The organism is Xenorhabdus siamensis (genome assembly GCF_037996745.1).
In the GTDB taxonomy this organism is placed as follows: Bacteria; Pseudomonadota; Gammaproteobacteria; order Enterobacterales; family Enterobacteriaceae; genus Xenorhabdus; species Xenorhabdus indica.
In genome coordinates this window covers 16086-41415 of record NZ_JBBMXE010000003.1, presented here as the reverse complement: position 1 = coordinate 41415, position 25330 = coordinate 16086, and the positions used below count along the sequence as shown (strand labels likewise).

General features: G+C 42.1%; 21 protein-coding genes and 1 pseudogene. 12 read left to right on the top strand and 10 right to left on the bottom strand.

Annotated elements, in window-relative coordinates; genetic code table 11:
• The first annotated feature begins 90 nt into the window (after positions 1–90).
• The gene (gene mscK, locus AAC852_RS02705; protein WP_340619694.1) at positions 91–3579 is read left to right on the top strand and encodes a mechanosensitive channel MscK; all 3489 of its coding nucleotides are present in this window, start codon (positions 91–93) and stop codon (positions 3577–3579) included.
• A gap of 36 nt (positions 3580–3615) precedes the next feature.
• Here mscK and rsmS read toward each other — a convergent pair whose 3' ends face one another.
• Together rsmS and priC are read right to left on the bottom strand one after the other, a co-directional pair.
• Positions 3616–3786, bottom strand: a complete 171-nt coding sequence (gene rsmS, locus AAC852_RS02700) for a pleiotropic regulatory protein RsmS (protein ID WP_340619693.1) — start codon at positions 3784–3786, stop codon at positions 3616–3618.
• A gap of 17 nt (positions 3787–3803) precedes the next feature.
• On the bottom strand, positions 3804–4346 hold the full coding sequence (priC, locus tag AAC852_RS02695; protein ID WP_340619692.1) for a primosomal replication protein PriC: 543 nt from the start codon (positions 4344–4346) through the stop codon (positions 3804–3806).
• A 208-nt stretch (positions 4347–4554) separates the two neighbouring features.
• On the opposite strand from priC, the gene apt reads away from it, so the two are divergent.
• From apt to AAC852_RS02650, 9 genes are all read left to right on the top strand, one after another.
• Positions 4555–5106, top strand: a complete 552-nt coding sequence (apt, locus tag AAC852_RS02690; RefSeq protein ID WP_340619691.1) for an adenine phosphoribosyltransferase — start codon at positions 4555–4557, stop codon at positions 5104–5106.
• 97 nt (positions 5107–5203) lie between these two features.
• On the top strand, positions 5204–7243 hold the full coding sequence (dnaX, locus tag AAC852_RS02685) for a DNA polymerase III subunit gamma/tau (protein ID WP_340619690.1): 2040 nt from the start codon (positions 5204–5206) through the stop codon (positions 7241–7243).
• A gap of 47 nt (positions 7244–7290) precedes the next feature.
• The gene (locus tag AAC852_RS02680; RefSeq protein ID WP_047679982.1) at positions 7291–7620 is read left to right on the top strand and encodes a YbaB/EbfC family nucleoid-associated protein; all 330 of its coding nucleotides are present in this window, start codon (positions 7291–7293) and stop codon (positions 7618–7620) included.
• On the top strand, positions 7620–8228 hold the full coding sequence (recR, locus tag AAC852_RS02675) for a recombination mediator RecR (protein ID WP_340619689.1): 609 nt from the start codon (positions 7620–7622) through the stop codon (positions 8226–8228). The genes AAC852_RS02680 and recR overlap by 1 nt, the downstream gene beginning before the upstream one ends.
• Positions 8229–8452: 224 nt before the next feature.
• The gene (htpG, locus tag AAC852_RS02670; RefSeq protein ID WP_340619779.1) at positions 8453–10342 is read left to right on the top strand and encodes a molecular chaperone HtpG; all 1890 of its coding nucleotides are present in this window, start codon (positions 8453–8455) and stop codon (positions 10340–10342) included.
• A gap of 174 nt (positions 10343–10516) precedes the next feature.
• Positions 10517–11161 (top strand): adenylate kinase, encoded by a 645-nt coding sequence (adk, locus tag AAC852_RS02665; RefSeq protein WP_340619688.1) that lies wholly within the window; start codon positions 10517–10519, stop codon positions 11159–11161.
• A gap of 144 nt (positions 11162–11305) precedes the next feature.
• The gene (gene hemH / locus AAC852_RS02660; RefSeq protein ID WP_340619687.1) at positions 11306–12268 is read left to right on the top strand and encodes a ferrochelatase; all 963 of its coding nucleotides are present in this window, start codon (positions 11306–11308) and stop codon (positions 12266–12268) included.
• A gap of 217 nt (positions 12269–12485) precedes the next feature.
• Positions 12486–13598 carry an LPS O-antigen length regulator Wzz(fepE) gene (gene wzz(fepE), locus AAC852_RS02655; RefSeq protein WP_340619686.1) on the top strand — a complete coding sequence of 371 codons (1113 nt, stop codon included), beginning with the start codon at positions 12486–12488 and terminating at the stop codon, positions 13596–13598.
• A 209-nt stretch (positions 13599–13807) separates the two neighbouring features.
• Positions 13808–15118, top strand: coding sequence for an inosine/guanosine kinase (locus AAC852_RS02650; protein ID WP_340619685.1), 1311 nt, complete (start codon positions 13808–13810; stop codon positions 15116–15118).
• Between the two features lie 58 nt (positions 15119–15176).
• Here AAC852_RS02650 and ybaL read toward each other — a convergent pair whose 3' ends face one another.
• The 4 genes and pseudogenes from ybaL to AAC852_RS02630 form a co-directional block, all read right to left on the bottom strand.
• Positions 15177–16889, bottom strand: coding sequence for a YbaL family putative K(+) efflux transporter (gene ybaL, locus AAC852_RS02645; protein ID WP_340619684.1), 1713 nt, complete (start codon positions 16887–16889; stop codon positions 15177–15179).
• A 215-nt stretch (positions 16890–17104) separates the two neighbouring features.
• A pseudogene (locus tag AAC852_RS02640) lies at positions 17105–17569 on the bottom strand (MFS transporter); the annotation flags it as partial.
• A gap of 658 nt (positions 17570–18227) precedes the next feature.
• A complete protein-coding gene (locus tag AAC852_RS02635; RefSeq protein ID WP_340619683.1) occupies positions 18228–18956 on the bottom strand; it encodes a hypothetical protein in 729 nt (242 codons plus the stop codon).
• 18 nt (positions 18957–18974) lie between these two features.
• The gene (locus AAC852_RS02630; protein ID WP_340619682.1) at positions 18975–19322 is read right to left on the bottom strand and encodes a hypothetical protein; all 348 of its coding nucleotides are present in this window, start codon (positions 19320–19322) and stop codon (positions 18975–18977) included.
• Positions 19323–19885: 563 nt separating this feature from the next.
• Between AAC852_RS02630 and AAC852_RS02625 the strand changes: the two genes are divergently transcribed.
• Both AAC852_RS02625 and AAC852_RS02620 read left to right on the top strand, forming a co-directional pair.
• The gene (locus AAC852_RS02625; RefSeq protein ID WP_340619681.1) at positions 19886–21034 is read left to right on the top strand and encodes an ImmA/IrrE family metallo-endopeptidase; all 1149 of its coding nucleotides are present in this window, start codon (positions 19886–19888) and stop codon (positions 21032–21034) included.
• The gene (locus tag AAC852_RS02620; protein ID WP_340619680.1) at positions 21034–21543 is read left to right on the top strand and encodes a DUF4411 family protein; all 510 of its coding nucleotides are present in this window, start codon (positions 21034–21036) and stop codon (positions 21541–21543) included. The genes AAC852_RS02625 and AAC852_RS02620 overlap by 1 nt, the downstream gene beginning before the upstream one ends.
• A gap of 47 nt (positions 21544–21590) precedes the next feature.
• Here the strand turns inward: AAC852_RS02620 and AAC852_RS02615 are convergent, their stop codons facing one another.
• From AAC852_RS02615 to AAC852_RS02600, 4 genes are read right to left on the bottom strand one after another with little or no spacing between them, the layout of a single operon-like run.
• A complete protein-coding gene (locus tag AAC852_RS02615; RefSeq protein ID WP_340619679.1) occupies positions 21591–22187 on the bottom strand; it encodes a tail fiber assembly protein in 597 nt (198 codons plus the stop codon).
• Positions 22187–23485 (bottom strand): phage tail protein, encoded by a 1299-nt coding sequence (locus AAC852_RS02610; protein ID WP_340619678.1) that lies wholly within the window; start codon positions 23483–23485, stop codon positions 22187–22189. Before AAC852_RS02610 ends, AAC852_RS02615 begins: the two co-directional genes overlap by 1 nt.
• A gap of 7 nt (positions 23486–23492) precedes the next feature.
• Positions 23493–24143 carry a DUF2612 domain-containing protein gene (locus AAC852_RS02605; protein ID WP_340619347.1) on the bottom strand — a complete coding sequence of 217 codons (651 nt, stop codon included), beginning with the start codon at positions 24141–24143 and terminating at the stop codon, positions 23493–23495.
• A complete protein-coding gene (locus tag AAC852_RS02600; protein ID WP_340619346.1) occupies positions 24140–25327 on the bottom strand; it encodes a baseplate J/gp47 family protein in 1188 nt (395 codons plus the stop codon). The genes AAC852_RS02605 and AAC852_RS02600 overlap by 4 nt, the downstream gene beginning before the upstream one ends.
• Positions 25328–25330 lie beyond the last annotated feature (3 nt).

The window sequence follows — 25330 nt, the reverse complement described above, 5'->3', positions numbered from 1 at the left end:
TTGACACTGACCTGAAAAATAAACATAGCAGTGTTACCCGCACTTCAGTGCTATCCTTCCATTATCTGCAAACGATGAGTAGATGAATTCATGGTTCCATTTAACCACTATTTGAGTGCAGTACTCGATAAGGGGGTCTTGTGCAATAAAAGACCTGGGATACTGTATTTTCGCTTTTTGGGGCTGGTGAGCCTGTTTATTCTTCTGTCATGCTTTTTCCATCCAGCTATAGCTGCATTCAGCAGTGATGTTCCAACGCGTGATGATATCCAGAATCAACTTAAAGTGTTAACAGAGCGTAAAGAGCATACTGTTGAGGAGAAAGCCTCAATAGTCGACTTAGAAAAAACGCTCTCTTTCTTTGATAAAATAGATCAAGTTAAGCTGGACTATGAGCAACTTAAAAAAAATTTACAGGGATTACCACAGAAATCACAACAGCTCACCACTGAATTAGCAAGCCTGAAGAATAATTCCCAACAGAATGAGAATGAATATAAGCAAAATCTGGCTACTTTATCTCTGAAACAACTTGAAACCAAACTGAACAATACACTGAACAATCTGCAAAAAGCACAGGACAATCTCGCCAGTTATAATAGCCAACTGATTGGGTTACAAACGCAGCCAGAGCGAGCACAAAATTTGCTGTACCATAATGTACAACGGTTGCAGCAAATTCGTAATCAGCTTAATAACGCAATCACAGAACAGTCTGAAGTTCGCCATACCGAAATCGAGTTATTATTGGTAGAGCAATCTTTCTTGATGCAACAAAAGGACTACCAAAAAGAGTCCTTGCAAGTAAATACCCAGTTACAAACCCTTTTACAGCTTCAACGTGATTACACTTCTTTTCAAATTGAACAATTAGAGCGGTATGTCCAGTTAATTCAGGATATTGTTAATGGAAGACACCTAATTGTTTCGGAAGAAACTGCCAAAGAGGTGCAGAATTCAGATGATACTAATCCCCATATTCAGTCCAATCCGCTGGTCAAGGAAGAAATCGAGATAAATCGAGATCTCAGTGAACGTTTGGTAGCGGCAACACGGGATAATAACCAACTAGTGCAGAAAAAAATTCAGGTAAAGAATTTTCTGGATAGAGCTATCCAATCTGAACGTGGTTTGAAAGAGCAAGTTAAAGTGTTACGTGGAAGCTTATTGTTATCACGCATTTTATTTCAGGAACAGCTCAAAGTGCCCCGAAATGTCCTGACAAAGGATTTACCAACGAAAATTGCCGACTTGCGGTTAGAACAGTTTGAAATTGCTCAGCAACGTGATCATCTTTACTTGGTTAATGACTATATCAATCAACTATTGAACCAACATGTCAGTGAGATACAAAATGAGCCTCAAGAAGTGGTTGGGGAAATTCGTAATGCGATAGAGCAATTGCTTGAGATCCGTCGGGATTTATTGAACCAATTGAACAACCTGCTTGGTCAGCAGATTACACACGCCATTAATTTGCAGATGGATCAACAGGAGTTGTTGGATGTGAGCCAATCGCTGGAACAGACGCTTGTCCAGCAGATTTTCTGGGTTAATAGCAATAAGCCTATGAACTGGGCATGGTTGAAATCGCTGCCAGCATTAGCTCATGAGGAGCTGACGCATTTTAATATTCATTTTACGATCAGCGGGCTTATCACCGGGTTGCAGAATTCCATTCACTTTGTTATTCCCCTTTTGCTTGTAGGGCTGTTTTTACGCTGGCAGACAAAAAGTATTAATGTACAACTAAAGAAAATTTCTGCTGAGGTAGGGCAACTACGCAGGGATAGTCAATTACATACTCCAATGGCTTTGATTCTGACGCTGATAAAGACACTACCTTTGGCTTTTATTATTCTGGCAATAGGTTACTGGTACTCGAAGTCAGGTGATGAGTTAGGGGAGTTGGTTTGGGGATTTACCCGTCAATTGGCGTTATTCTGGATTGTCTATGGATGCAGTTACCAAATTTTGGATAAAGGAGGGATCGGAGAACAGCATTTCTCACTGAATAAAGAATTGTGTTCACTATTTCGCAAAAACCTCGCGAGATTGTCACTCGCTTTATTGCCGCTTCTGTTCTGGATAACCCTGGGTGTTAAACATCCACTTCGTTTATCTGATGATGTTATTGGTCAATGTACGGTACTGATTTGTTTGTTCTTTGTTTTCATTTTTATTTTTCCATTTTGCCGTCAGGTATGGCGTGAAAAAAGTTCGCATATGATCCAAACCATCGTGGTAACGACATTGACTTTTGCCCCGTTGGTTCTGATTGTGCTGACGGTATCCGGCTACTTCTATACGACATTACGTTTATCTGAACGTTGGCTTTACAGTGCTTATCTGCTACTTCTCTGGCATATTTGCTATCAGTCCTGTCTGCGAGGATTAAGCCTTGCAGCGCGTAGTATTGCGTATCGCCGGGCGGTTGCCCGTCGTCAGGCTCAGGCAAAAGAAGGTGCAGAAGGTGAAGTGGTGGAGGAACCACCAATGGCGTTGGATCTCATTAATCAGCAATCATTACGTTTAACCACGATGGTGCTGTTTCTGATCTTTTTTATGGCATTTTACTGGACTTGGTCTGACTTGGTGACGGTATTCTCTTACCTTGATGGAATTAATCTGTGGCAATACAGCACGGCAACAGAACTGGGAAATGTCCTGCAACACGTCACCTTGAAAGATTTGGCACTTTCCATAGCTATGCTGGTTATCTCATGGGTCATGATGAGAAACCTGCCGGGTTTGTTGGAAGTATTGGTTCTATCCCGTTTACAGTTACAACAGGGTTCCTCTTATGCTATTAAGACAACGCTGACTTATTTTATCATCGGTGTTGGGGGGATTAGTGCACTGGCAACACTGGGTGTTTCATGGAATAAATTACAGTGGCTGGCAGCAGCACTTTCGGTGGGATTGGGATTTGGATTACAGGAAATCTTTGCCAATTTTGTTTCAGGTCTGATTATTTTGTTTGAACGTCCTGTTCGTATCGGCGATACCGTTACTATAGGAACATATTCTGGTTCAGTCAGTAAAATCCGTATTCGCGCAACAACAATCACTGATTTTGATCGTAAAGAGGTCATTATTCCTAACCGGGCATTTGTTACAGAACGCCTGATTAACTGGACACTTTCTGACACAATCACCCGCATTATCATTAAGGTGGGTGTTGCATATGGTTCTGATCTCGATAAGGTGAAAGAAGTGATGTTACAAGCGGCGAAAAGTAATCCTCGCGTAATGAATGAACCAGAACCACAGGTTTATTTTATGAGTTTCGGGGCTAGCACACTGGATCATGAATTAAGGTTATATGTGCGGGAATTAGGTGATCGCAGTCGCACGGTTGATGAAGTTAACCGCAGTATAGATAAATTGTGCAGGGAAAATGATATCAATATTGCGTTCAATCAGTTGGAAGTCTATTTGCATAATGGACAGGGAAATAGTCTGCAAGAAATTCAAAAGACTATGGTTCAAAATTCTGTGGCTCAACCCCTCATGAACAGTGGTCAACGTTATTCAGATGAACCTCCAACCTCTGACGACAAGCCGCTTTTACCTTAAAGAATGACTTTAAAAAATATGCCTGATGATTGTTTATCAGGCATTTTTCTCAGATTGGTGAGACTTTTGTTTTAGTTTCCCTTGAAAGTCATGTTTAACGATTTCCAGTGCAGCTAATGCGATTTCAGGGGAAATGTCATTGCATTCGAGTAGATAAATGAGATCTACTGCAAGTTTAACTTCAACGGGTGCATTTTCGAGAACCATAACGATTATTCCTCTAATTAATCTGAATGTTCCTGCTTTTCTATCGCTTTTTCTATACGCATCAATGCCTGACGGCAACGGGCAAGCCTTCCTGCCAGAGCGGCGATTTCTTTTTGCAGTTTATATTTATTTGCTAATACAACTTGTTGATCTAGTTGTAACTCACGATCATCAATCATTGCCATTAAACGGCGTTCATAATCTTGATGTTCGGCTAATCGTTGGTAAAGATCTCGCTCTTGTGATTGTCGATTAAACTTATCTTCTTGCCTGCGGAGTGATTGGGTGGAAAATTCTCTTTTTAGAGCCTCAATTTGCATTACTAAACGTTCAGAGAGAAACCTGACCTGTACACTACGATTGTTTCTGACACAATGTCTTAACTGAGCCATATTCTGGTTAATTTCCTGCATATATCCACTGAGTTTATTGCTGTGGTGATGAAATAAAGTCTGATCAAAACGAGCAATTGAAAATGGGGTATCGGGCAGGGAAGTTAACTCGGTTGCCAGCATACTGATTTGTTTTTCAAGCACATCTAATAAATTTTGTATACCCATCAGTATCCCGTTATAGTCAATAATCTTCTTGTTAAATTCTATTCCATCCGATCATCAAAGTTATGTTTAATAAAGATGCAGGATGTCATAGAGGATAAGTTTGACACATATCAACAAATATAAGCAGCAACGTGCTTTGTTGTTGCTTTTTTCCGGTGGTTTTCATAGATTTTAGCGTTTTCATTTTTTTAACTGGCTGGCATTAATTATGACCGCTAACGCACAACAACTGCAATTTATTAAAGAGAGTATTGAAACAATACCTGATTATCCCAAAGCAGGCATACTTTTCCGTGATATTACTACGCTATTGGATAATCCCGCGGCGTACCAAGCGACGATTGATTTACTGGTCGCACATTTTGAGGGAAAAGGTATCACCAAAATTGTCGGTACTGAAGCGCGTGGTTTCTTGTTTGGAGCACCTGTAGCACTGCGTTTGGGAGTGGGGTTTGTTCCTGTCCGTAAAAAAGGCAAATTACCCAGAGAGACATTAAGTGAAACTTATGATCTGGAATACGGCACTGATACATTAGAAATTCATAAAGACAGTATCAAAGCTGAAGATAAAGTTCTCGTTATTGATGACCTGCTTGCCACGGGGGGGACAATCGAAGCAACAGTTCGTTTAATCCGCCGTCTTGGTGGCGAGGTTTCTGAAGCAGCCTTTATCATTGGCTTACCTGATTTGGGTGGTGCAGAGCGTTTGAAAAATCAGGGTGTTGACAGCTACATTCTCGTCGAGTTTCCTGGTCACTGATTGTTCTGATTTTTGTATAATTGATACTTCAGCCTCGCCGTCCATGGTGAGGCTGTGCTAGCATGATAGATAGTCGTGTTCAATCTCCTCGGTATTCATGAGCTATCAGGTACTTGCCCGTAAGTGGCGCCCACAAATATTTTCTGATGTGATTGGTCAGCAACATGTGTTGACTGCATTGGCTAATGGTCTTGAACACCAGCGCCTCCATCATGCTTATCTTTTTTCCGGCACGCGTGGTGTAGGAAAAACAACTATTGCGCGTCTGTTGGCAAAGGGGTTGAATTGTGAAACAGGTATCACAAAAACCCCCTGTGGACAGTGTACAAACTGCCTTGAAATTGAGCAGGGACGGTTTGTTGATCTGATAGAAATTGACGCTGCTTCGCGAACAAAAGTAGAAGATACTCGCGAATTGCTGGATAACGTGCAGTATGCACCTGCCAGAGGGCGTTTCAAAGTTTATCTTATTGACGAAGTTCACATGCTATCACGTCATAGCTTTAATGCCTTACTCAAGACATTGGAAGAACCGCCAGAACATGTGAAATTTCTGTTGGCAACGACTGATCCGCAGAAATTGCCAGTAACCATTCTTTCACGTTGTTTACAATTTCATTTGAAAGCACTGGATGTTAATCAAATCAGTGGCCAGTTGGAGCGTGTACTTAAGGCCGAACAAATAGAGAGCGACGCTCGGACCCGTCAGTTATTGGCTCGTGCGGCGGATGGTAGTATGCGTGATGCATTAAGTTTGGCCGATCAAGCCATTGCTCTCGGTGGAGGAAAGCTGACAGCAGAGATTGTCAGCCAGATGCTGGGCACGCTGGATGAAGAACAGCCTCTGGAAATGATAGAAGCGCTAGTTCGTGCTGATGGGAAGATGCTTATGGCTCTGGTTGATCAGGTTGCCGTACGTGGTATGGATTGGGAAAATCTCCTGGTCGAGATGTTATCGTTGTTACATCGCATCGCCATGATCCAATTGCTGCCTCAGCAGCCAGATAGAGAATCGTCTTCAACAGAAGGGCGTTTGCGATTGCTGGCGAAATCAATTTCACCTAGCGATTTACAACTCTATTACCAGGCTTTATTGGTTGGCCGTAAAGATCTTCCCTATGCGCCGGAGCGCAGAATGGGAGTTGAAATGGCATTATTGCGTGCTTTGGCTTTTCATCCTAAAACAGTTGTTGAAGAAACGCCGGAACCCCATAATGTAGAAATGCCTACTGCATCGGCTATTACAACATCAACACCTGCACAGCAGCGTTTTATCGCTCAATCTAAACCTGATAATTCTGGGCCAAATAATTCTGTACCTGATAATAATAATGTTGTGCCTGACAATCATGTTGTACCTGACAATATTGTTAGCAAAAAATCTACTGAACAAAAAATGCCTCAGACATCAGAGGCAGAATCGGTAGCTGACAGCCCGACAGCAAAATTACTGCAAGCGAGGAATCTGCTTTCTCGTCAAGGAAACGCTCCTCCAAAAAAGGCTGAGCCGGCAGAGTCTGTGAAGACGAAGTCGGCAAGTTCGGCACTGGAGCGATTGGTTACGGTGGCTGAACAGCGGCCGCAATCTTTTATTCCCGAGGCGCGGGGATCTAAACCTGTAAAACAAGAAGCTTATCGCTGGCGCGCTAAAAATATTGAAAAAAAACCAGTCGCTACAACACCAAAAGCGATCAAATCAGCGCTTGAATATGAAAAGACACCAGAATTGGTAGAAAAGTTGGCTGTTGAATCTAAGCAAAGAGATCCATGGGCCGCTGAAATTGATAAATTGAATATTCCAAAACTGGTTCAACAGGTGGCATTGAATGCATTTAAAGAACAGGTTAACGAAAGCCAGTTCCGCCTTCATTTACGTTCAAAACAAGGTCATCTTAATTCAGCAACAGCGCAGAAAACGTTAACTGAAGCATTGAGTGAATTACATGGTAAACCTATTGAACTCAGTATCATTGAAGATGATAATCCAGCGGTAAAAACACCGTTGGAGTGGCGACAAGCCATTTATGAAGAAAAATTGGCACAAGCTCGCCAATCCATTATTTCGGATAGAACGATTCAAACACTTCAGCAGCTATTCGATGCAGAATTGGATGAAGAAAGTATCCGGCCTGTTTAACCCCACAGTGTGTATTTATACTGTGTCTACAGCAAAGAGAGAGAATTATGTTTGGTAAAGGTGGTTTGGGCAATTTGATGAAACAGGCCCAGCAGATGCAAGAAAAAATGCAGAAAATGCAGGAAGAAATTGCAAATCTGGAAGTGACCGGTGAATCTGGTGCAGGTCTGGTGAAAGTTACCATTAATGGTGCACATAACTGCCGTCGAATCGAAATCGATCCAAGCCTGATGGACGATGATAAGGATATGCTGGAAGATTTGATTGCTGCGGCATTCAATGATGCAGCCCGCCGTATTGAAGAAACTCAAAAAGAAAAAATGGCCAGTGTTTCCAGTGGAATGCAATTGCCACCTGGCTTTAAGATGCCTTTCTGATGCAAACCAGCCCTCTTCTTGAATCCTTGATGGAAGCATTGCGTTGCTTGCCGGGCGTAGGTCCTAAGTCGGCACAACGAATGGCGTTTTATCTTTTACAACGGGATCGCAGTGGCGGTATGCGGCTTGCGCAAGCATTGACGCGCGCCATGTCTGAAATTGGTCATTGTCAGGACTGCCGGACATTTACAGAGCAGGAACAGTGTACAATTTGTGCCAATCCCCGTCGCCAGCAAAATGGTCAAATCTGCGTGGTGGAAAGCCCTGCGGATATCCACGCAATTGAACAGACTGGTCAATTTGCCGGGCGTTATTTTGTCCTTATGGGGCATTTATCGCCGTTGGATGGTATTGGTCCAATGGATATTGGGTTGGATCGCTTGGAAAAGCGTTTGTCTTCTGAAACTCTGTCAGAAATTATTCTGGCAACCAACCCAACTGTCGAAGGAGAGGCAACAGCAAACTATATTGCGGAAATATGCTCACAATATGGTGTGACTGCCAGTCGTATTGCTCATGGAGTTCCCGTTGGGGGGGAACTTGAAATGGTGGATGGAACAACACTGTCCCATTCTCTTGCTGGCCGGCAGAAAATTACCGATTTGTGATTTTTCTCTCATTATTTTTAATGGGAAACTCCAATGGATGGTGTTGCAGAGAGCGCCACCATCCATAATTTTTCATTTAACTAATTGTTTTTACTGAGTTATATAATTAATTTCACATTCTTCTTGTCATCTGAACTTGAAACTTTCAGTTTTTATCCCCATCTGATTACCATCTTCCGATTTTACATATCTGAACTGGATTTAGATTGAGGTAATAAATGAGCATGAAAGATCAGGAAACCCGTGGATTTCAGTCTGAAGTTAAGCAATTATTGCAGTTGATGATCCACTCTCTCTATTCCAATAAAGAAATTTTTCTCCGCGAGCTGATTTCAAACTCATCAGATGCTGCTGATAAATTGCGTTTTCGAGCATTATCTGCGCCTGAATTGTACGAGAATGATGCTGAACTACGTGTTCGTCTGGCTTTAGATCAAGAGAAGAAAACTATCACCATTAGTGATAATGGTATTGGTATGACCCGTGATGAAGTGATCGATAATTTGGGAACGATTGCAAAATCCGGTACTAAGGCATTTCTTGAATCTATCGGCTCTGACCAGGCTAAAGATAGCCAGTTGATTGGACAATTTGGGGTTGGTTTTTACTCTTCCTTTATTGTTGCTGATAAAGTGACCGTACGTACCCGTGCAGCAGGTGCGAAGTCAGAACAAGGTGTATTCTGGGAATCGACCGGTGAAGGTGATTACACTGTTGCAGATATTGAAAAGACAGATCGTGGTACAGAAATTACCTTGCATCTGCGCGAGGGGGAAAGCGAGTTCCTTAACGCCTGGCGTCTACGTTCTATCATTGGCAAATACTCTGATCACATTGCTTTACCTGTTGAAATTGAAACCCAAACTAAAAACGAAGAAGACGATTCAGTTACAGTTGCATGGGAAAAAATCAATAAGGCTCAAGCCTTGTGGACTCGTGGTAAAGCTGAAATCAGCGATGATGAGTATAAAGAATTCTATAAACACATCTCCCATGATTTTGCTGATCCTCTAAGCTGGAGCCACAATCGTGTTGAAGGTAAGCAGGAATACACCAGCTTACTGTATATCCCTTCTCAAGCTCCGTGGGATTTGTGGAACCGTGAACATAAACATGGTTTGAAACTGTATGTGCAGCGTGTATTCATCATGGATGAAGCTGAACAATTCATGCCAAATTATCTACGTTTTGTGCGTGGCCTAATTGATTCTAATGATCTGCCATTGAACGTTTCCCGTGAAATTCTGCAAGATAGTTCAATCACCCGTAATCTGCGTAGTGCATTGACTAAACGCGCATTGCAAATGCTGGATAAACTGGCAAAAGATGACGCAGAGAAATACCAGACTTTCTGGCAGCAGTTTGGTCTGGTGATGAAAGAAGGCCCCGCTGAAGATGGCGGAAACAAAGAAGCTATCGCTAAGTTGCTGCGTTTTGCAACCACGCATAATGACAGCTCATCACAAACTGTTTCTCTGGAAGAATACGTCAGCCGCATGGCTGAAGGTCAGGAGAAGATTTACTACATTACGGCTGATAGTTATGCTGCGGCGAAGAACAGCCCACATCTGGAACTGTTCCGTAAGAAAGGTATTGAAGTTCTGTTGTTGTCCGACCGTATCGATGAATGGATGATGAGCTATCTGACTGAGTTCGATGGTAAATCATTCCAGTCAGTCAGTAAGGCTGATGAATCCCTTGATAAACTGGCTGATGAGAACAAAGCTGAGCAGGAAGAAGAAGATAAGAAATTAGAGCCATTCGTTGAACGCGTGAAGACACTGCTTGGTGAGCGTGTGAAAGAAGTTAAATTGACTCATCGATTGACTGATACTCCGGCGATAGTCACCACCGATGCCAACGGAATGACGACTCAAATGGCAAAACTGTTTGCAGCAGCAGGTCAATCAGTGCCAGAAGTTAGTTATAATTTTGAACTGAATCCGGATCATAACTTGGTGAAAAGAGCGGCTGACATTCAGGATGATACTCAGTTTGCTGACTGGATAGAATTACTGCTGGATCAGGCACTGTTTGCCGAACGTGGAACATTGGAGGATCCAAACCAATTCATTCGTCGTATGAATCAATTATTATCAGCTGAACAAGCATAATTTCGTTGAAATTATGACAATAAACCACGCTTCAATCGAAAATTGAGCGTGGTTTATTTTTTGATTAATGCGAAAACGTTTACCTGTTTTCTTGAGCCACCCCCCATTCCAATGGTATGGTGGTTCGTTTTCTTTTAAAAATACGAAAAGCAAAATAGCAAGGGGATTTACGCGATGCGTATTATTCTGCTGGGCGCGCCAGGCGCCGGTAAGGGGACTCAGGCGCAATTTATCATGGAGAAATTTGGGATCCCCCAAATTTCAACAGGTGACATGTTGCGTGCCGCAGTAAAGGCAGGCACCGAGTTGGGTTTGAAAGCAAAAGAATTGATGGATAATGGCAAACTGGTCACTGACGAGCTGGTGATTGCCTTGGTTAAAGAGCGTATCAAACAAGATGATTGCCGTAATGGGTTCTTGTTGGATGGGTTCCCACGTACCATTCCTCAGGCTGATGCTATGAAAGAAGCGGGTATCAAGGTTGATTATGTGCTGGAATTTGATGTTCCAGACGATATTATCGTTGAACGCATTATTGGCCGTCGTGTACATGTACCATCAGGCCGTGTTTACCATATCAAATTCAATCCACCAAAAGTGGAAAACCATGACGATATTACAGGCGAAGAATTGACCGTTCGTAAAGACGATCAGGAAGATACAGTTCGTAAACGCCTGGTTGAATACCATGCACAAACAGCCCCTTTGGTTTCTTATTACCAACAAGAAGCTCAGGACGGTAATACAAAATACTTCAAACTTGATGGAACCCGTCAGGTATCTGAAGTCAGTGAAGAATTAGTCAGGATCCTGGGCTAATCATACAACAGTTAGAGCAGGCGGTATGAATGCCGCCTGACTTTTACCTCACATACCATGAGACTCTCGCTCCATAAAATGTAATATGTGACTATCAGAGTGTTTTATTTTAGATTACTAGTCATTTTAATGGAGTGTTGAGGAATGAGTAATCGCAATTATGGTGTTCTATTGGTCAATCTTGGCACGCCAGATGAGCCTACACCAGCAGCAATCAGGCGTTATTTAGCACAATTCCTAAGTGACCGACGGGTAGTAGATATCCCTGCATTGATTTGGAAGCCACTATTACACGGTGTTATTCTTCCCTTCCGTTCTTCCCGTGTCGCTAAACTATACGAGGAAATCTGGACAGAAGAGGGCTCTCCTTTACTGGTTTATAGTATTCGCCAACAAAAGCGATTGAGTGAAAAGCTAAATATTCCTGTGGTTTTAGGGATGACTTATGGCTCACCTTCTTTACATCAGGCAGTAGATACTTTGTTACAACAAGGTGTTGATCATTTCATCATACTTCCTCTTTATCCCCAATATTCCAGCACAACATCGGCAGCTGTATTTGACAGTATCAGCAAAATATTACAGGGATATCGTACTATTCCTCATCTGAATTTTATCCGTGGTTATGCAAGGCACCCTGCTTACATTGCTGCGTTGAAGGAAACAGTAGAGCAAAGTTTTGAAAAGCATGGCCAGCCTGACCGCCTTATTCTTTCTTACCATGGTATTCCTGAACGTTTAGTTAATATGGGGGATATTTATCCAAAAGATTGCCTGGCAACAACTGAGTTTTTGTCGCAAGTGTTGGATTATCCGCCAGATAGAATTATGATGACCTATCAATCACGTTTTGGTCGTTTGCCGTGGTTAACCCCCTTCACGGATAAGACAATGGCATTGCTGCCAAAACAAGGTGTAAAACATGTTCAGGTACTATGTCCGGGATTTGCATCTGATTGTCTTGAGACATTGGAAGAAATTAAGCAACAGAATAAAGTTGTTTTTTTGGGCGCAGGTGGAAAAAAGTTTGAATATATACCTGCACTTAACGATAATGGGGCACACATTTCGCTGTTCGAACAATTGGTTAATAACATCATCAGATAATGAATTATTGGCAATCATGGATTGTTATCGAACTCCATGTTGGCAAGACCTTAGTAGATACGGATATTTTTGCCTATAGTTAACCAGCATATGTTTTGCGAGTTGTGTGATTTTTTAAGGATATTGCTTCAAAATCAACAAATTCCGTGAGTATGGAGTAGAAACTCGGCGGGCAATAATTGAGAAGCAAAATTATTTTGGATTGGAAATGTAGATAATGAGTAATAAACCAGTTAAGCACGCAGATTCTTATGAGGGGCATGCAGATTATTATCATTCAAGGCAAGAAGATGAAATTGATCTGTTTGAATTGTTCTCTGTAATCTTTCAATCAAAATATTTGATTATTGCAGTCTCCTTTGTGTTTGCAGTCATTGGCTTTGGTGTTGCATCATTCTTGCCACAAAAATGGACCAGTACGGCTGCGGTGGTACAACCAGGGCTGGAAGAGTTTCAGCCATTAAAGAACGCTTTAACAGAGCTGCATGTTCTTAATCTCGAATCAAATCTGACAGAAGAATCGTTATATAAGCGTTTTGTTGAAAACTATAACTCACGTGTATTACGTGAAGAATATTTGGTGGATACTGATTATTTCAAAGCACTGCTTGCCAATAAAGATGAAATTACTGCGCAGAGCAAAAGAAGCCTGATCGAACAGATTGTAAATAAAAGTATTTCTTCTTCCGTACCTAAAAAAGATAAAGATGACGAGTTTTATGAAACTACGCTCTCTTTTAGTGCCGATACGGCGGAAGATTCTTACAAACTGTTATCTGGCTATATCAAATTTGTCTCCGCAGTTGTGCGGGATCAGGTGAAAGATGAACTGAATGATACGGTGCGTCAGAAGCTGGCTTACTCGAAAAAACTCTATGAGATTGATTTAGCTCGTATCACAAATATGCGTGCTACAGATATTGAACGATTGAAGTATGCGATTTCCATCGCCAACTCCGCGGGTATCAAAAAACCCGTCTCTAATGGTGGTGCTATCATTAAGGATGATCCCGATTATTCAATTGCATTAGGTTCCGATGCGTTGCAACGAAAGTTGCAGATTACTGAAGGAATTACCGATTCAACAACAATAGATGCGGATTTGCGTAACCGTCTTTTGTATATCAAAAATCTGGAAACTGTGAATATCGATAAACTTGATTTCCATCCATTCAGATATATGCAGGAGCCTTATGAGCCGACAACGAAAGATTCACCTAAGCGTCTGTTGATTCTGATTGGTGCTGGTTTTATTGGTTTTATTCTGTCCATTATGTTTGTCCTGATGCGTCATATGGTGCGTAGCCGTCAGAAACAGCAGACAGCTTAATATGTTTTATAAGCTAATGCTTTGTTAGAGGCTTATAATAATCGTAATTTTAGCGGCCAATGTTTTAATAACATTGGCCGTTTTTCTTTCATAGATACTACTTTCATGGATACTATATAAACACTAGGTTTTTTGTTTCGCTGTGGTATTGTGTCAAACGGGATTATGCTAATATGCCGCATGTTTTGGCTCTATAGCAGCAATCAACTATGAAATTCCCCGGTAAGCGTAAATCTAAACACTATTTTCCTGTCAGCCTCAGAGATCCTCTACTCCAGCCCATCAAAGAGATGATGGATACTGAAAGTAATCGAGCCTATATTGTTGGTATTGACCAAATATTGGTAGATATTGAAGCAAAAGTGGATGAAAGTTTTATTCAACGTTATAACCTGAGTCAAGGGCATTCATTAGTTATTGAGGATGATGTAGCTGAGGCACTCTACAATGAGTTAGTAGAAAATAACTTGATTAGCCATCAGTTTGCAGGTGGAACTATCGGTAATACTTTGCACAATTACTCTGTTTTAGCGGATGATAAATCCGTATTGCTTGGTACGATGTGTAATAACATCCAAATCGGCAGTTATGCCTATTGTTATCTCTGCAATACTTCCAGTCGTATGGACTTAAATCATCTTCAGGGTGTTGATGGCCCGATTGGCCGTTGTTTCACTTTGATAACTGAAAATGGTGAAAGAACATTCGCTATCAGCCCAGGATTAATGAATCAACTCAGTCCAGAAAATATTCCTGAACATATTATTGCGGAAGCATCGGCGTTAGTCATTACAGCCTATTTGGTACGTTGTAAGCCAGGTGAACCTATGCCGGAAGCGACGATGAAAGCCATCGAATATGCGAAAAAACATAATGTCCCTGTTGTACTGACATTAGGAACTAAATATGTCATTGCTGATGATCCTCAATGGTGGCGTGATTTTCTGGCAGAGCACGTTTCTGTAGTAGCCATGAATGAGGATGAAGCTCAGGAACTGACGGGTTTTAGTGATCCCCTGCTGGCGGCAGATATGGTGTTGAATTGGGTGGATCTCGTATTGTGTACTGCCGGGCCGGCTGGATTGTATATGGCGGGTTACACTGAAGAAGAGCATAAGCGTCAGACTTCACATCCATTATTGCCGGGCGCAATTGCTGAATTCAATCGTTTTGAGTTTAGCCGCGCTATGCGTCAGGCTGATTGCCAGAATCCAATGCGGGTCTATTCTCATATTGAGCCATATATGGGAGGACCTGAGAAGATTATGAATACTAATGGGGCAGGAGATGGTGCACTGTCTGCATTGCTGCATGATATTACGGCCAATAGTTATCACCGCATGAATGTCCCGAATTCCAGCAAACATATGCGCTCTTATTTGACATACTCTTCTTTGGCTCAGGTATGTAAGTATGCGAACAGAGTGAGTTATCAGGTATTGAGCCAGCATGCTCCGCGCTTGACTCGTGGATTACCAGAAAAAGAAGATAGCCTGGAAGAAGCGTACTGGGAACGTTGATAATTATTGTTCAGGAGTATCCCGTTAGTTTAATCGGGATACTCCATATCGCTAATAGTTATGCCGCTGATGGATTGGTTGGTGAAAGTGATGATGGTGGAGTTATTGGGCAACCTGCATCATTTTCCGGTAGTACATTAGCCATCGTTTTGGCGATTTCATGTTCGCCAATAATGATGTGATTGGCACCGCGTTCTGTAATGTAAGTGACTTCATCGTCATAATGAGCACGGACAATAATATTGATATCTGGTCTCATTTCCCGCGCATTTTCAACTATTTTACCCGCTTCATAACCATTTGGAATGGTCAGGAATAGTATACAAGCGCAATCCAGTCTTGCTAATGTCATGATATCTTTCTTGGCCGCATTACCCATTACGGCGCTGATACCAGCCTCTCCTAACTCTTCAAATCCGGCACGGGTATCTTCAATGGCTACCAGTGGAAAATTTCTTTCTTGTAAATGTTGGCAAAGCAGACGACCAACCCGGCCATATCCCACGACGATGGCATGACCACAAATATTGACAGGGATCTGAGTTTCTTCTTCTAATGTTTCTTCTAATAGCTGTTCTTCAATGGTTTCTGTTTTCTCTAGATAGCGATCCAGCAGGCTGAATAAAACTGGATTCAACATAATAGAAAGAATGGCGCCGGCAAGTATAAGATTACGAGCATCTTCATCCAACATACCTAAAGTTACTCCGAGCCCTGCCAGAATAAAGGCAAACTCGCCAATTTGGGCCAGGCTGACGGAAATTGTCAGTGCAGTACGTCGCGAATGACCAAAGATCTTAACCAACAACATGGCGGCGGCTGATTTGCCAATAATGATAATGGCAAGAGTTCCTAAAATGGCAATTGGCTGTTGTAAGAGGATCATTGGGTCAAACAACATGCCTACGGACACAAAGAATAGAACTGCAAAAGCGTCTCTGAGAGGCAAAGTATCTTGTGCCGCACGATGACTCAATTCTGATTCATTCAGCACCATGCCAGCAAAAAATGCTCCTAATGCAAATGAGGCATCAAACAGTGTCACGGCACCATAGGCGACCCCTAATGCGATGGTAAGGACTGCAAGGGTAAATAATTCACGAGAACCTGTACCGGCTGTTCTCGCTAAAAGCCAGGGGATAAGACGGCGGCCGACGAAAATCATCAATAAAATAAAGGCGACAACTTTGCCAATTGTAATAGTCAGTCCGAGCAGTAACTGGCCTATATCTGCATTCTGGTTATCTAAAATACCGGCAGATGCGGGGAGTAATACCAGAGTTAGTACCATTGCCAGATCTTCAACAATTAACCAGCCAATCGCAATCTTACCTCGCTGGCTATCAATGAGTTGACGTTCTTCCAGTGCTCTGAGAAGTACGACGGTACTGGCGGTTGACAAGCAGAGGCCAAAGACAATCCCACTGAATAATCCCCAACCAAGTAGTTTTGATAATCCGACTCCTAGAACGGTTGCAACAGCAATCTGTGCAATAGCACCTGGGATAGCAATTGATTTTACGGTTAATAAGTCTTTGAGTGAAAAATGCAGGCCGACACCAAACATCAGTAATATCACGCCAATTTCTGAAAGTTCGGGTGCCAGAGAAGTATCGGCAACAAAACCAGGTGTAAAAGGCCCGGCAAGTACACCTGCCATAAGATAACCTACTAAAGGCGAGATTCTCAGGCGCTGTGCAAACATACCGAGCAGATAGGCGAGAAGAAAACCGCCAACAATAGTCGTGATTAGAGGTGTCGAATGCTCCATCAAGGCTCCTTCTTGGTTAGATTGTTATAGATTGTATTATTAGGTGAGGTAATAATTTATTTTACAAATAATTTAAGACAATTGCTTGAAAAATATTCTTTTATATAGAAATGCAGATGATCTACATAAATATTATTGTAATGGTATTTTATGTAGATCTTTTCATTATTTACTCATGTTTACAAAGAGAAGTGACATTAAGAAAATAATATTTTTTAGTATCTTATACTATTTTTCTCATTCTTTTTTTCCATATTTGGCAAGAATAAGGTAAAAATACCAAGAAGTGGTAAAAAAGCACAAATTTTGTAAACCAATTCTATGCTGGTTTTATCTGCTACATAACCAAGTACCGCTGCTCCGATGCCGCCCATACCAAATGCCAAACCAAAGAATAAGCCCGCAACCATGCCTGTTTTACCGGGGATTAGTTCTTGTGCATAAACCAGAATGGCAGAAAATGCAGATGCCAGTATCAGACCGATAATAACGCTGAGAGCACTTGTCCAGAATAGCGATGCATAAGGTAATAACAGAGTAAATGGGGCAACCCCCAAAATAGATCCCCAGATGACATATTTACGGCCAATCTTATCACCAATTGGTCCACCAATAATCGTGCCTGTAGCCACAGCAAACAAAAATACAAAAAGATGAATCTGCGCATTTTGCACGGGAATGATTATTAATTTAATTTAATAATTAAAACAATAACTTATATAAAAATATATATCAATTAATTTAAAATGTACACTTTTATGTACAATTCTACGACAGTCGGGTATTAAAGAGAAAATTTGATAATTGTCACTTTACCCAAGAATAAGCCCCATAACGGGGCTTTTTTTTGACCTACGGAATATGACCTCGTTAGTTAAGCCTGATCTAAGCCCAAATTCGGGCTTTGCTGTCATTATCCAGCACCTGTGTCCAAGTAACCTATTGAAAATACGTAGATTTATTGCTTTTGTCCAGTACATAAATCAACCATAGGGATTTCCGTTACAGTTGGGTAACCTTTTGATTTTTCCGCTGACCGTCAAATTGACGACCCGAAGCAGGCTTATTTTTCCAGCACCCAAAGTGAGGACCTCGAATAAATCAATAGGTTACGCTAGACGGGATTTGAAAGCCCTTTTGACTCATTGATATTAGACAATTCCCTCTCAGAACCGGAATTCCTGCATCATGCTTGAATTCAATAAAATCAATAAGTTACACGTGAATAATTTGTAATTTATTGATTTAACATGATTTTATCAAAGGAGCGGAAATTAAGGGGATCGGGATGGTGGGAAGTGGGGAATGGTACTTGAATGGAAAACCCGCGCCGGCGGGTTAGTTATATAGCTTATCTTTACTTATGATATTGACTATGTGGTGACAGCAATCATGAGATATAGCATTAGGCTCCCATTTGGATAACTCGCTCATGGATAGACGCGTCGCACTCCAAACCTTAATTTTACTAATCTTCCCTACGCCGCCGATCTTCAGAATATCAATAAACTCATGTCGTATAGTGTCATATACCGAAATATCAGCTAATGTTATTATTCCGCTCGCCCACAAAGTACCACCTGCAACACTCTGGATATTATCGCAAATAATATGATCATACTTTAAGACTAACCGCCGATATATCGAACGCCCCAAGCCGCCAGCCTGATAATCTGGGGAAATAAACGCACCTCTTATCTGCTTACCTATCTTCTTTACACCTGAGATATAGAAAGCAAAATCACTGTACGCAATACGACCAATCACCTCATCTTCATCAGGGTTATGCATATCTAGGCCTATTAGATGCTGAATGATTTCATCTTCACTGTGACCCAAATCAAGCATATCAAGAGCATGCTCTTTGTAATACTCATCCGTAAAACATCCTAACCGAATGATTTCTATATAGTGGTGATAATCACCACCCGTCAGAAAGTATTCAATTACTTCTAACAAATCACCATTTTTTGATAAGTGATAGAACTTATCTACAATTTCTTCTTTTACACTGTAAGGTTTAACACTCAAATCTTTGGTATACGAATCATTCAGATCGGGAGCCATTGTTATCTCAGTCAGGAATTAGTGGCAAGTGGGATGGTAGCTCTGAATAAAATCACGAATAGTTCTTTCAATATTGGCATTTATTGAAATCAGCCAATCTACCAAATCAGGGTATTGATTTGCTGGTTTCACAAGATACCTAACTTTATCTCGGCATACTGTAAGTTCAGCATATGGAGTGACATAGAATTCGCATGGATTATCTATATTTTCAATAGTAACGATAAATAATTGGCGCTTTACATCATTTCGAAAACTTAAACGCCTAACAGAAAATTTTTTCTGTGATTGTTCATCAAAGAAAGAATCAATAACTTCTGTCGAGTGGCTAATAGTCTGTACAGATCTGGTATGTTCAGTTCTCATATAGCCCCCTAACGTTATGAAATTAAAAGAATAGGTAGTTTACATTTATCTTATTGATAAATATTCCTTGCGGTAATATTAGACCGTTTGAACCTAGTGTTCAACACAGTAAACTGTATTTATTTTGTTTCGTTGATGATTAAAATGTATCAACCTGTTTCAATTTTCAGCCCTCCGTGGCCTGAATTCATCGTCAGTGAGTCAATAACCCAACACTTCCCCACGGCAAGTAAGAGTTTCAGTTACCCACAATTAACATTGAATTAACTCATTTATAAATATGTAAGAATGGATATTGTTTCAATTTGAAATATATTCTTTATCACACGCCTATAAATTAGCTCTCTTTCCATGTCACAGATTAAGCTATTTCTGATCAACGGATTGGTGGAAATTGTTTAGTATGGCGGACTATACAAAAGTGCATGAATGATATGATGTGCGGTTTAGATAGGATTGAAGAACCCCCTATCAAAGATAGGTAAAACCGAATTGACCCATACATATTACCAAGCAATACTTTAAATTGAGTTTTGGATTTCGTTGATTAACTAGGTGTGAATATGGCAACAATTGAACTTCAATTGTCTCCCAAAATAATTGAGTGGATAGCTAATAAACAAGGTGTCTCCACGCAACACCTTGCGGAGGAATTCACACCTAAAAAACCACAAAAATTTCTCTCCGGAATCGTTAGCAAAACAATTGCTGAAAAACTGGCCAAGCATGCGGGAATACCTTTTGGATATCTGTTTCTTGAAACACCTCCAGTGATGGAACCAATTGAGGTGCCTGATTTTAGGAGGTCTCTTAACTACGCTGAATTATCTAAAAACTTTACTGATACATATAAAGATATACTATTCAAGATAGAGTGGTACAAAGACTATTTGCAAGATGTAGGGGCAGATGTTGCTCTGCCGTTTGTTAGTAAGTATACCATTCATGATAATACCGATACCGTTAGTGATGATATAGTCAAGACTATAAAATTTGATATACAAAAAATTATAAGAAAAGTAAGAAATGATAGCTATTTTAGCGTGGTGAGTAAATTAGTAGAAGACTCTGGAATATTAGTTTTTAAAAATGGAGTTGTAGGGAATAGCACAAGAAGAAAACTAAATATTGAGGAATTTAGAGGTTTCTCTGTTGTTGACAGCATTGCTCCTGCGGTATTTATTAATGGAGCAGATTCTTTTTCTGCTCAAGTGTTTACGTTGTTCCATGAGGTTGCACATATATGGATAGGTCAAGGTGGCGTTTCTGATTGGGATTATGAAAATAAAATTGAGGCATTCTGCAATAAAGTAGCAGCCAACATATTAATGCCAACCAACCTATTTATTCATCAGTGGAATAATGAAAAAGAAAACTTTAATGATGTTACTTATGTAAATAAGTATGTAGCCAAGTTTTTCCGAATCAGTGAATATGCTTGTGCAATAAAAGCTAAAGATCTAAAGCTGATATCCAATGAGGCCTTCTCTCAAATCAAAAAGGAATGCATCAGTAGAGCTGACTTGAACCAGAAAAGCAGCAATGGGGGATCTTCTTATAATACAATACCTTACAGAAACAGCAATAAGGTAACAGATGCCGTTTTATATCAAACCATGAGTCAAAAATTACCTCTTAGAGAAGCTGGCCGTGTACTAAATATTAGCGCTGATACTGTTATTGAGTTATATAAAAAAAGGACGTCTAGATAATGAATTCGGAACGCTTCCTAATTGATAGCAACGTTTTTATAGAAGCTAAATATTTTCACTATAACTTTAATTATTGCAAAAAGTTCTGGGATCTAATTCTAGATTTGCATCAGAAAGGAATAGTTTTTTCTATAAAGGCTGTAAGGAATGAACTTATCAAAAAAGAGGACGCCTTGTGTAATTGGGTTAAAACAGAAGTACCGGACAGCTTTTTTGAAGATGAGAACAAATCTTTCAGCAGCTATGCTCAATTAATGAACTGGTCTCGAAATCTTAATGTTCATGATAAAGCAAAAGCAGATTTTGCGGATATTAATAAAGCGGATGCATTTTTGATTGCTCATGCAATGACAAATAGTATGGCAGTTATTACTCATGAAAAAGAACAGCCTGGAGCAAAAAAAAGAATTCTTATTCCGAATGCAGCGAAAGCAAATGGTGTGAAAACGCTAACTATATTCGAATTCCTTACTCTGTACTCAGGACAAAATTTTTCTATTAAATTTTAACCCCAGCCCTCCCCCGCGAGGGCTTTTTTGTCACACTAACTCACCCCTCACTTCGGCGGTTCGGGCCATGCGATATCGGGGGCAGTGGAACAGTCTACCCGGTTGAGCAGGACACGGTATTTTTTCCATGTAAGAAGAGCCGCTTTTTCTTCGGCGGTTGCCATATTGAGTTCAACGGCGTCCTGCCAGATATCAATTTTTTCTTTGGCTGTACTCAGCAATTGCCGTTTTTTATATTCTGCTTGCTGCACTTTGTGTGCCTGTTGTGCGACAGTATCTGTCACCCATTGTTTACCATCCCATTTATCGAAGGGGGTGACGGGTGCGTCTGGGGTTGTATCTGGCGGATAATCACCCAGTACTTTAATCACCCAGACTTCTCTCGTTTTAGTGTTATATACCGTTTCCCCCCGGTGGTCAGCGACATATTCCCACGCGGATAAATCAGCCGTTCGGCAAATCGCATAACCGGCCTTACTTTCACCGGGGGCATCAATACAAGAATGCGCCGGAAGCCCAACACCGACAGGTAAATACTCGACAGAGGTAGAAAAATATTCACGCGTTTTGTCACTGTAATTAAATACGGTGACATTACCGGCCACAACGGCGTTGAATTCGCTATTCAATTTTGCCTGAGTCACTATACCGCCCTCACAATGTAGTTAAATGCAATGTTACGGGGCCGGGTTTCGTCCCCCCCGGAGTTATTAGTTGGGATAGTTTTTATGTCGGTCAAATAACCGCCTGCATCCGCACCAACAGGGTACACCCCACCTGTATAGTCATTTGCATTTGAAGCCCATGTTTGACTAAAAAAATGACTATGCGCCTTAAGCGAATCGCCTTGTGATGAAAGAAGCGCTCGCCCAGCATCAACTTCCTTACTGTCATCACTCCACCCACGAATAAATTCCCCTCTCAAGTCAGGTAATCTTAATGAGGGATACACCTTTTCCAGTTCTGGATATTGCCCTGCCGTGAATGTCGAACCGTTGCATTTCAACCATCCAGCCGGAGGAATTGCCAAGGGCCACGGAATGGGCACACCAATGGGTAATGCTGAACCTTCTGTTGTCGTCAGTGCATCAGCAGCTCCGGCATTGCGTAAAAATCCATTTTTATCTGTCGAGGTATTTCTGTCCGTCCATAATTCATAAACATAAGGCTGATATAGGTCATAACCGCCGACAACTTTAACACCCTGACCATTCACTCCGGCTGATATCGCAGTATACGTGTTGAGGGTTTTGCCATACAGAATGGCACTGTATCGGTGGCTCAGGCTGGTTGTGTAATCGCGATTCATAAAAACACTGGTGGGCGTGTTTTTATTTCTGAAATAGTCTTTGAATGCGGCTTCTTCCAGATTCACTTCACCATCGCTTAATCCAAGATTTTTCAAAAAAGCCCTCTTATCCGGGATATCCGCCCCGTTCTGCGCTTTGTCGAGGCGGCGGTTGGCGTTGTCGTTGGCATTAACCGCATTTTGATTTGCGGTGTTGGCATTGGTGAGCGCATTTTCGGCTTCTTTCAATGCCTGATTTGCAGTAGCAGAGACCTGCCGTACCGCTTTCGGTGTCGCCGCCATATTCTCTGCATGGCTATCTGTGGCATTACTCAACTTCGTAATGCCGGCTGTGGTAAGTGATGCAGCGGGGACATTAGCGTTAACCGTTTCCCTTATCGCATCGAGTAACCCGGCCTGTAGCGTCTGTAAGTTGCCATCGTCTAACACGTCTTTACCTGTCGTTTCCACAATAAACTGTGCGACAGTGGCTGCAATGACGGACGCCTGCCGCCAGACCTTATTCAGTTCCTGTGATTTCGCTACACCCGAATTGAATCCGTTAGTACGGGAAGCCAGTTTGCTGTACTCGTCGTTGGTTAAGACGTTTGCCCCGTCTGCAATGCCAAAAGGCAGAAATTCGTTTTTTGCCATAGTGTCCTCATAATCTGACGGCCCATCCGCCGGTATCAAAACCCGCGATCACGTCATGTTGAATGTCAAAGCCAAACAGCCCACAATGGGCTGAATTAATGTAATTATTTACGCGTACCGCTTCCGGCTTGATATTCAGGTAGCCTTGCCGGATAACGGCTTTAATAACTTCCGGAATAACACCCCCGGTCATAAACACATCCATTGTCATATTCTGGTTATCCACGAAAAACAACGTGGTCTTGCTGTCCGGTAATATCCGCTGATAGATGCTTTCCAGCATTTCACCGGAACCGTCCCAGTGATTGGCTTCAATTTTCACCCGCAGCAAGGTGCGGTAAGTTTCATCATCCAGTTCAGTAAAACCGCTGTCACTGTCATATTTTCGTTTCCAGCTTCCCTGATCGAACCCCACTGCCTCGGTATCCAGCGAAAAATACACACCGACAATCGGGGTCTTCACATAACGCGACAGACCTATCCATTCCCCGACTGCATCCAGTTGTACACCGACAGCCTTGTCCAGCGAGAACGCTTCGTTAAGTTGCAGGGTGGACTGGGTAATGTCTGACATTAAACGGGTGATGAGATTAACGTGGGCGACGAATTTAGGTGAATCGCGGTGTTGCGGGGTGATGAGTTTTAAGTAATCTCTCATGTTATCACCAGTTTGATACTTTCCGGTCGGCAGGTCACGGCCTCATTGAAACGGGTTTTCAGGTTACCGGTGACCGCGCTTTCCGCCGTGCGCCCGATTTTGATGTCTGTAATATCGTAGGTCTTGCCTTCTTCATCACCGGATAAGTTAGCCGGCGTAAACAACCTGGTCAGATAAACACTGTCCCCGATATGTATCGCGTTAATGTGATCGGCTACGGCTGTTTTAATCCGGTCACCGACCAGTGTGGTGTAACCGTCAAAAGGTATAAGATGAATTTCAATAAAAACAGCCACGTCTGCCGGACGGGAAAAGCGTATCGGGTGGGGGATTTGGTGGCGGTCAGCCACTTTAATCACCGTATCCCCGAACGTGCCACCGCCTGGCGTTTTCTTCAGGGCTATAGTCCTGGCAATCGTCGTCGCATCCCCCCCATCCACAATGAGCGCGATAGCGTGGCCGGGTATGCCGTACTCATTAGTCTGCCCGGTGTCATTTTCAAAACCCCTTAAGCGGGAAACACCGGGTATCAGGCTAATCGCCCCTAACATCCCATCCAGTACGGTACGCGAGGGCAGCGCCACCGATTTACGCTGACGTATTCGCAAGTCTGCATCGGTTTCAATGGTGCGGCCAGGTGTCGCCACGGAATGGTTGGTTACTTTCTGCCAGCCTCGTGTGGGCGTCCCTATCTCAGCAATATCCCCAATGGCGGCAGTAATTGATCCCTGAGTTTGACAGGTCGCGGTGACCGTCACGGTGCCGTGGGTGCCGACAGTGACTATATCCGGCAGTCGCCATGAATACCCCTGCACATCGCGTACCATACCATTTTTGATGACCGTACCGACCTGACCGATAAGTTCCACATCACAGGTTGACCGGGTTGAACTGTGCCGCGACATACCATTAATGGCGACATTGTTTGAGAGTGCCGCACCTGTCGCTGTTGAGGGACTGAACGAATTATAAGTGGCAATAACCGTATTGTTTGCATCATGGATAGCCTGCGCGTAAATTGCCAGCATCTGCCCGTCTTTACTGTCCGGATCAAGGTACGCATCCTCACCGTAAATCTGGCGAAAATAGCCTGTCAGCCGTTCTAATATGGCCGGGTAATCAGGCGCAGTGATGCCGCTCGCGGTAATTCTGGCCGCAAGCCCTAACGTATCGAAATTAAGCATAAG

What these genes read in the sequence shown, in the direction of transcription:
- recR (WP_340619689.1), top strand. Translation starts at nt 7,620, where the DNA reads ATGCAAACCAGCCCTCTTCTTGAATCCTTGATGGAAGCATTGCGTTGC.
- AAC852_RS02605 (WP_340619347.1), bottom strand. Translation starts at nt 24,143, where the DNA reads ATGAGAGATTACTTAAAACTCATCACCCCGCAACACCGCGATTCACCT.
- AAC852_RS02635 (WP_340619683.1), bottom strand. Translation starts at nt 18,956, where the DNA reads ATGGCTCCCGATCTGAATGATTCGTATACCAAAGATTTGAGTGTTAAA.
- mscK (WP_340619694.1), top strand. Translation starts at nt 91, where the DNA reads ATGGTTCCATTTAACCACTATTTGAGTGCAGTACTCGATAAGGGGGTC.
- AAC852_RS02610 (WP_340619678.1), bottom strand. Translation starts at nt 23,485, where the DNA reads ATGGCAAAAAACGAATTTCTGCCTTTTGGCATTGCAGACGGGGCAAAC.
- AAC852_RS02625 (WP_340619681.1), top strand. Translation starts at nt 19,886, where the DNA reads ATGGCAACAATTGAACTTCAATTGTCTCCCAAAATAATTGAGTGGATA.
- AAC852_RS02600 (WP_340619346.1), bottom strand. Translation starts at nt 25,327, where the DNA reads ATGCTTAATTTCGATACGTTAGGGCTTGCGGCCAGAATTACCGCGAGC.
- priC (WP_340619692.1), bottom strand. Translation starts at nt 4,346, where the DNA reads ATGGGTATACAAAATTTATTAGATGTGCTTGAAAAACAAATCAGTATG.
- AAC852_RS02620 (WP_340619680.1), top strand. Translation starts at nt 21,034, where the DNA reads ATGAATTCGGAACGCTTCCTAATTGATAGCAACGTTTTTATAGAAGCT.
- dnaX (WP_340619690.1), top strand. Translation starts at nt 5,204, where the DNA reads ATGAGCTATCAGGTACTTGCCCGTAAGTGGCGCCCACAAATATTTTCT.
- AAC852_RS02680 (WP_047679982.1), top strand. Translation starts at nt 7,291, where the DNA reads ATGTTTGGTAAAGGTGGTTTGGGCAATTTGATGAAACAGGCCCAGCAG.
- apt (WP_340619691.1), top strand. Translation starts at nt 4,555, where the DNA reads ATGACCGCTAACGCACAACAACTGCAATTTATTAAAGAGAGTATTGAA.
- AAC852_RS02650 (WP_340619685.1), top strand. Translation starts at nt 13,808, where the DNA reads ATGAAATTCCCCGGTAAGCGTAAATCTAAACACTATTTTCCTGTCAGC.
- adk (WP_340619688.1), top strand. Translation starts at nt 10,517, where the DNA reads ATGCGTATTATTCTGCTGGGCGCGCCAGGCGCCGGTAAGGGGACTCAG.
- AAC852_RS02630 (WP_340619682.1), bottom strand. Translation starts at nt 19,322, where the DNA reads ATGAGAACTGAACATACCAGATCTGTACAGACTATTAGCCACTCGACA.
- rsmS (WP_340619693.1), bottom strand. Translation starts at nt 3,786, where the DNA reads ATGGTTCTCGAAAATGCACCCGTTGAAGTTAAACTTGCAGTAGATCTC.
- hemH (WP_340619687.1), top strand. Translation starts at nt 11,306, where the DNA reads ATGAGTAATCGCAATTATGGTGTTCTATTGGTCAATCTTGGCACGCCA.
- htpG (WP_340619779.1), top strand. Translation starts at nt 8,453, where the DNA reads ATGAAAGATCAGGAAACCCGTGGATTTCAGTCTGAAGTTAAGCAATTA.
- ybaL (WP_340619684.1), bottom strand. Translation starts at nt 16,889, where the DNA reads ATGGAGCATTCGACACCTCTAATCACGACTATTGTTGGCGGTTTTCTT.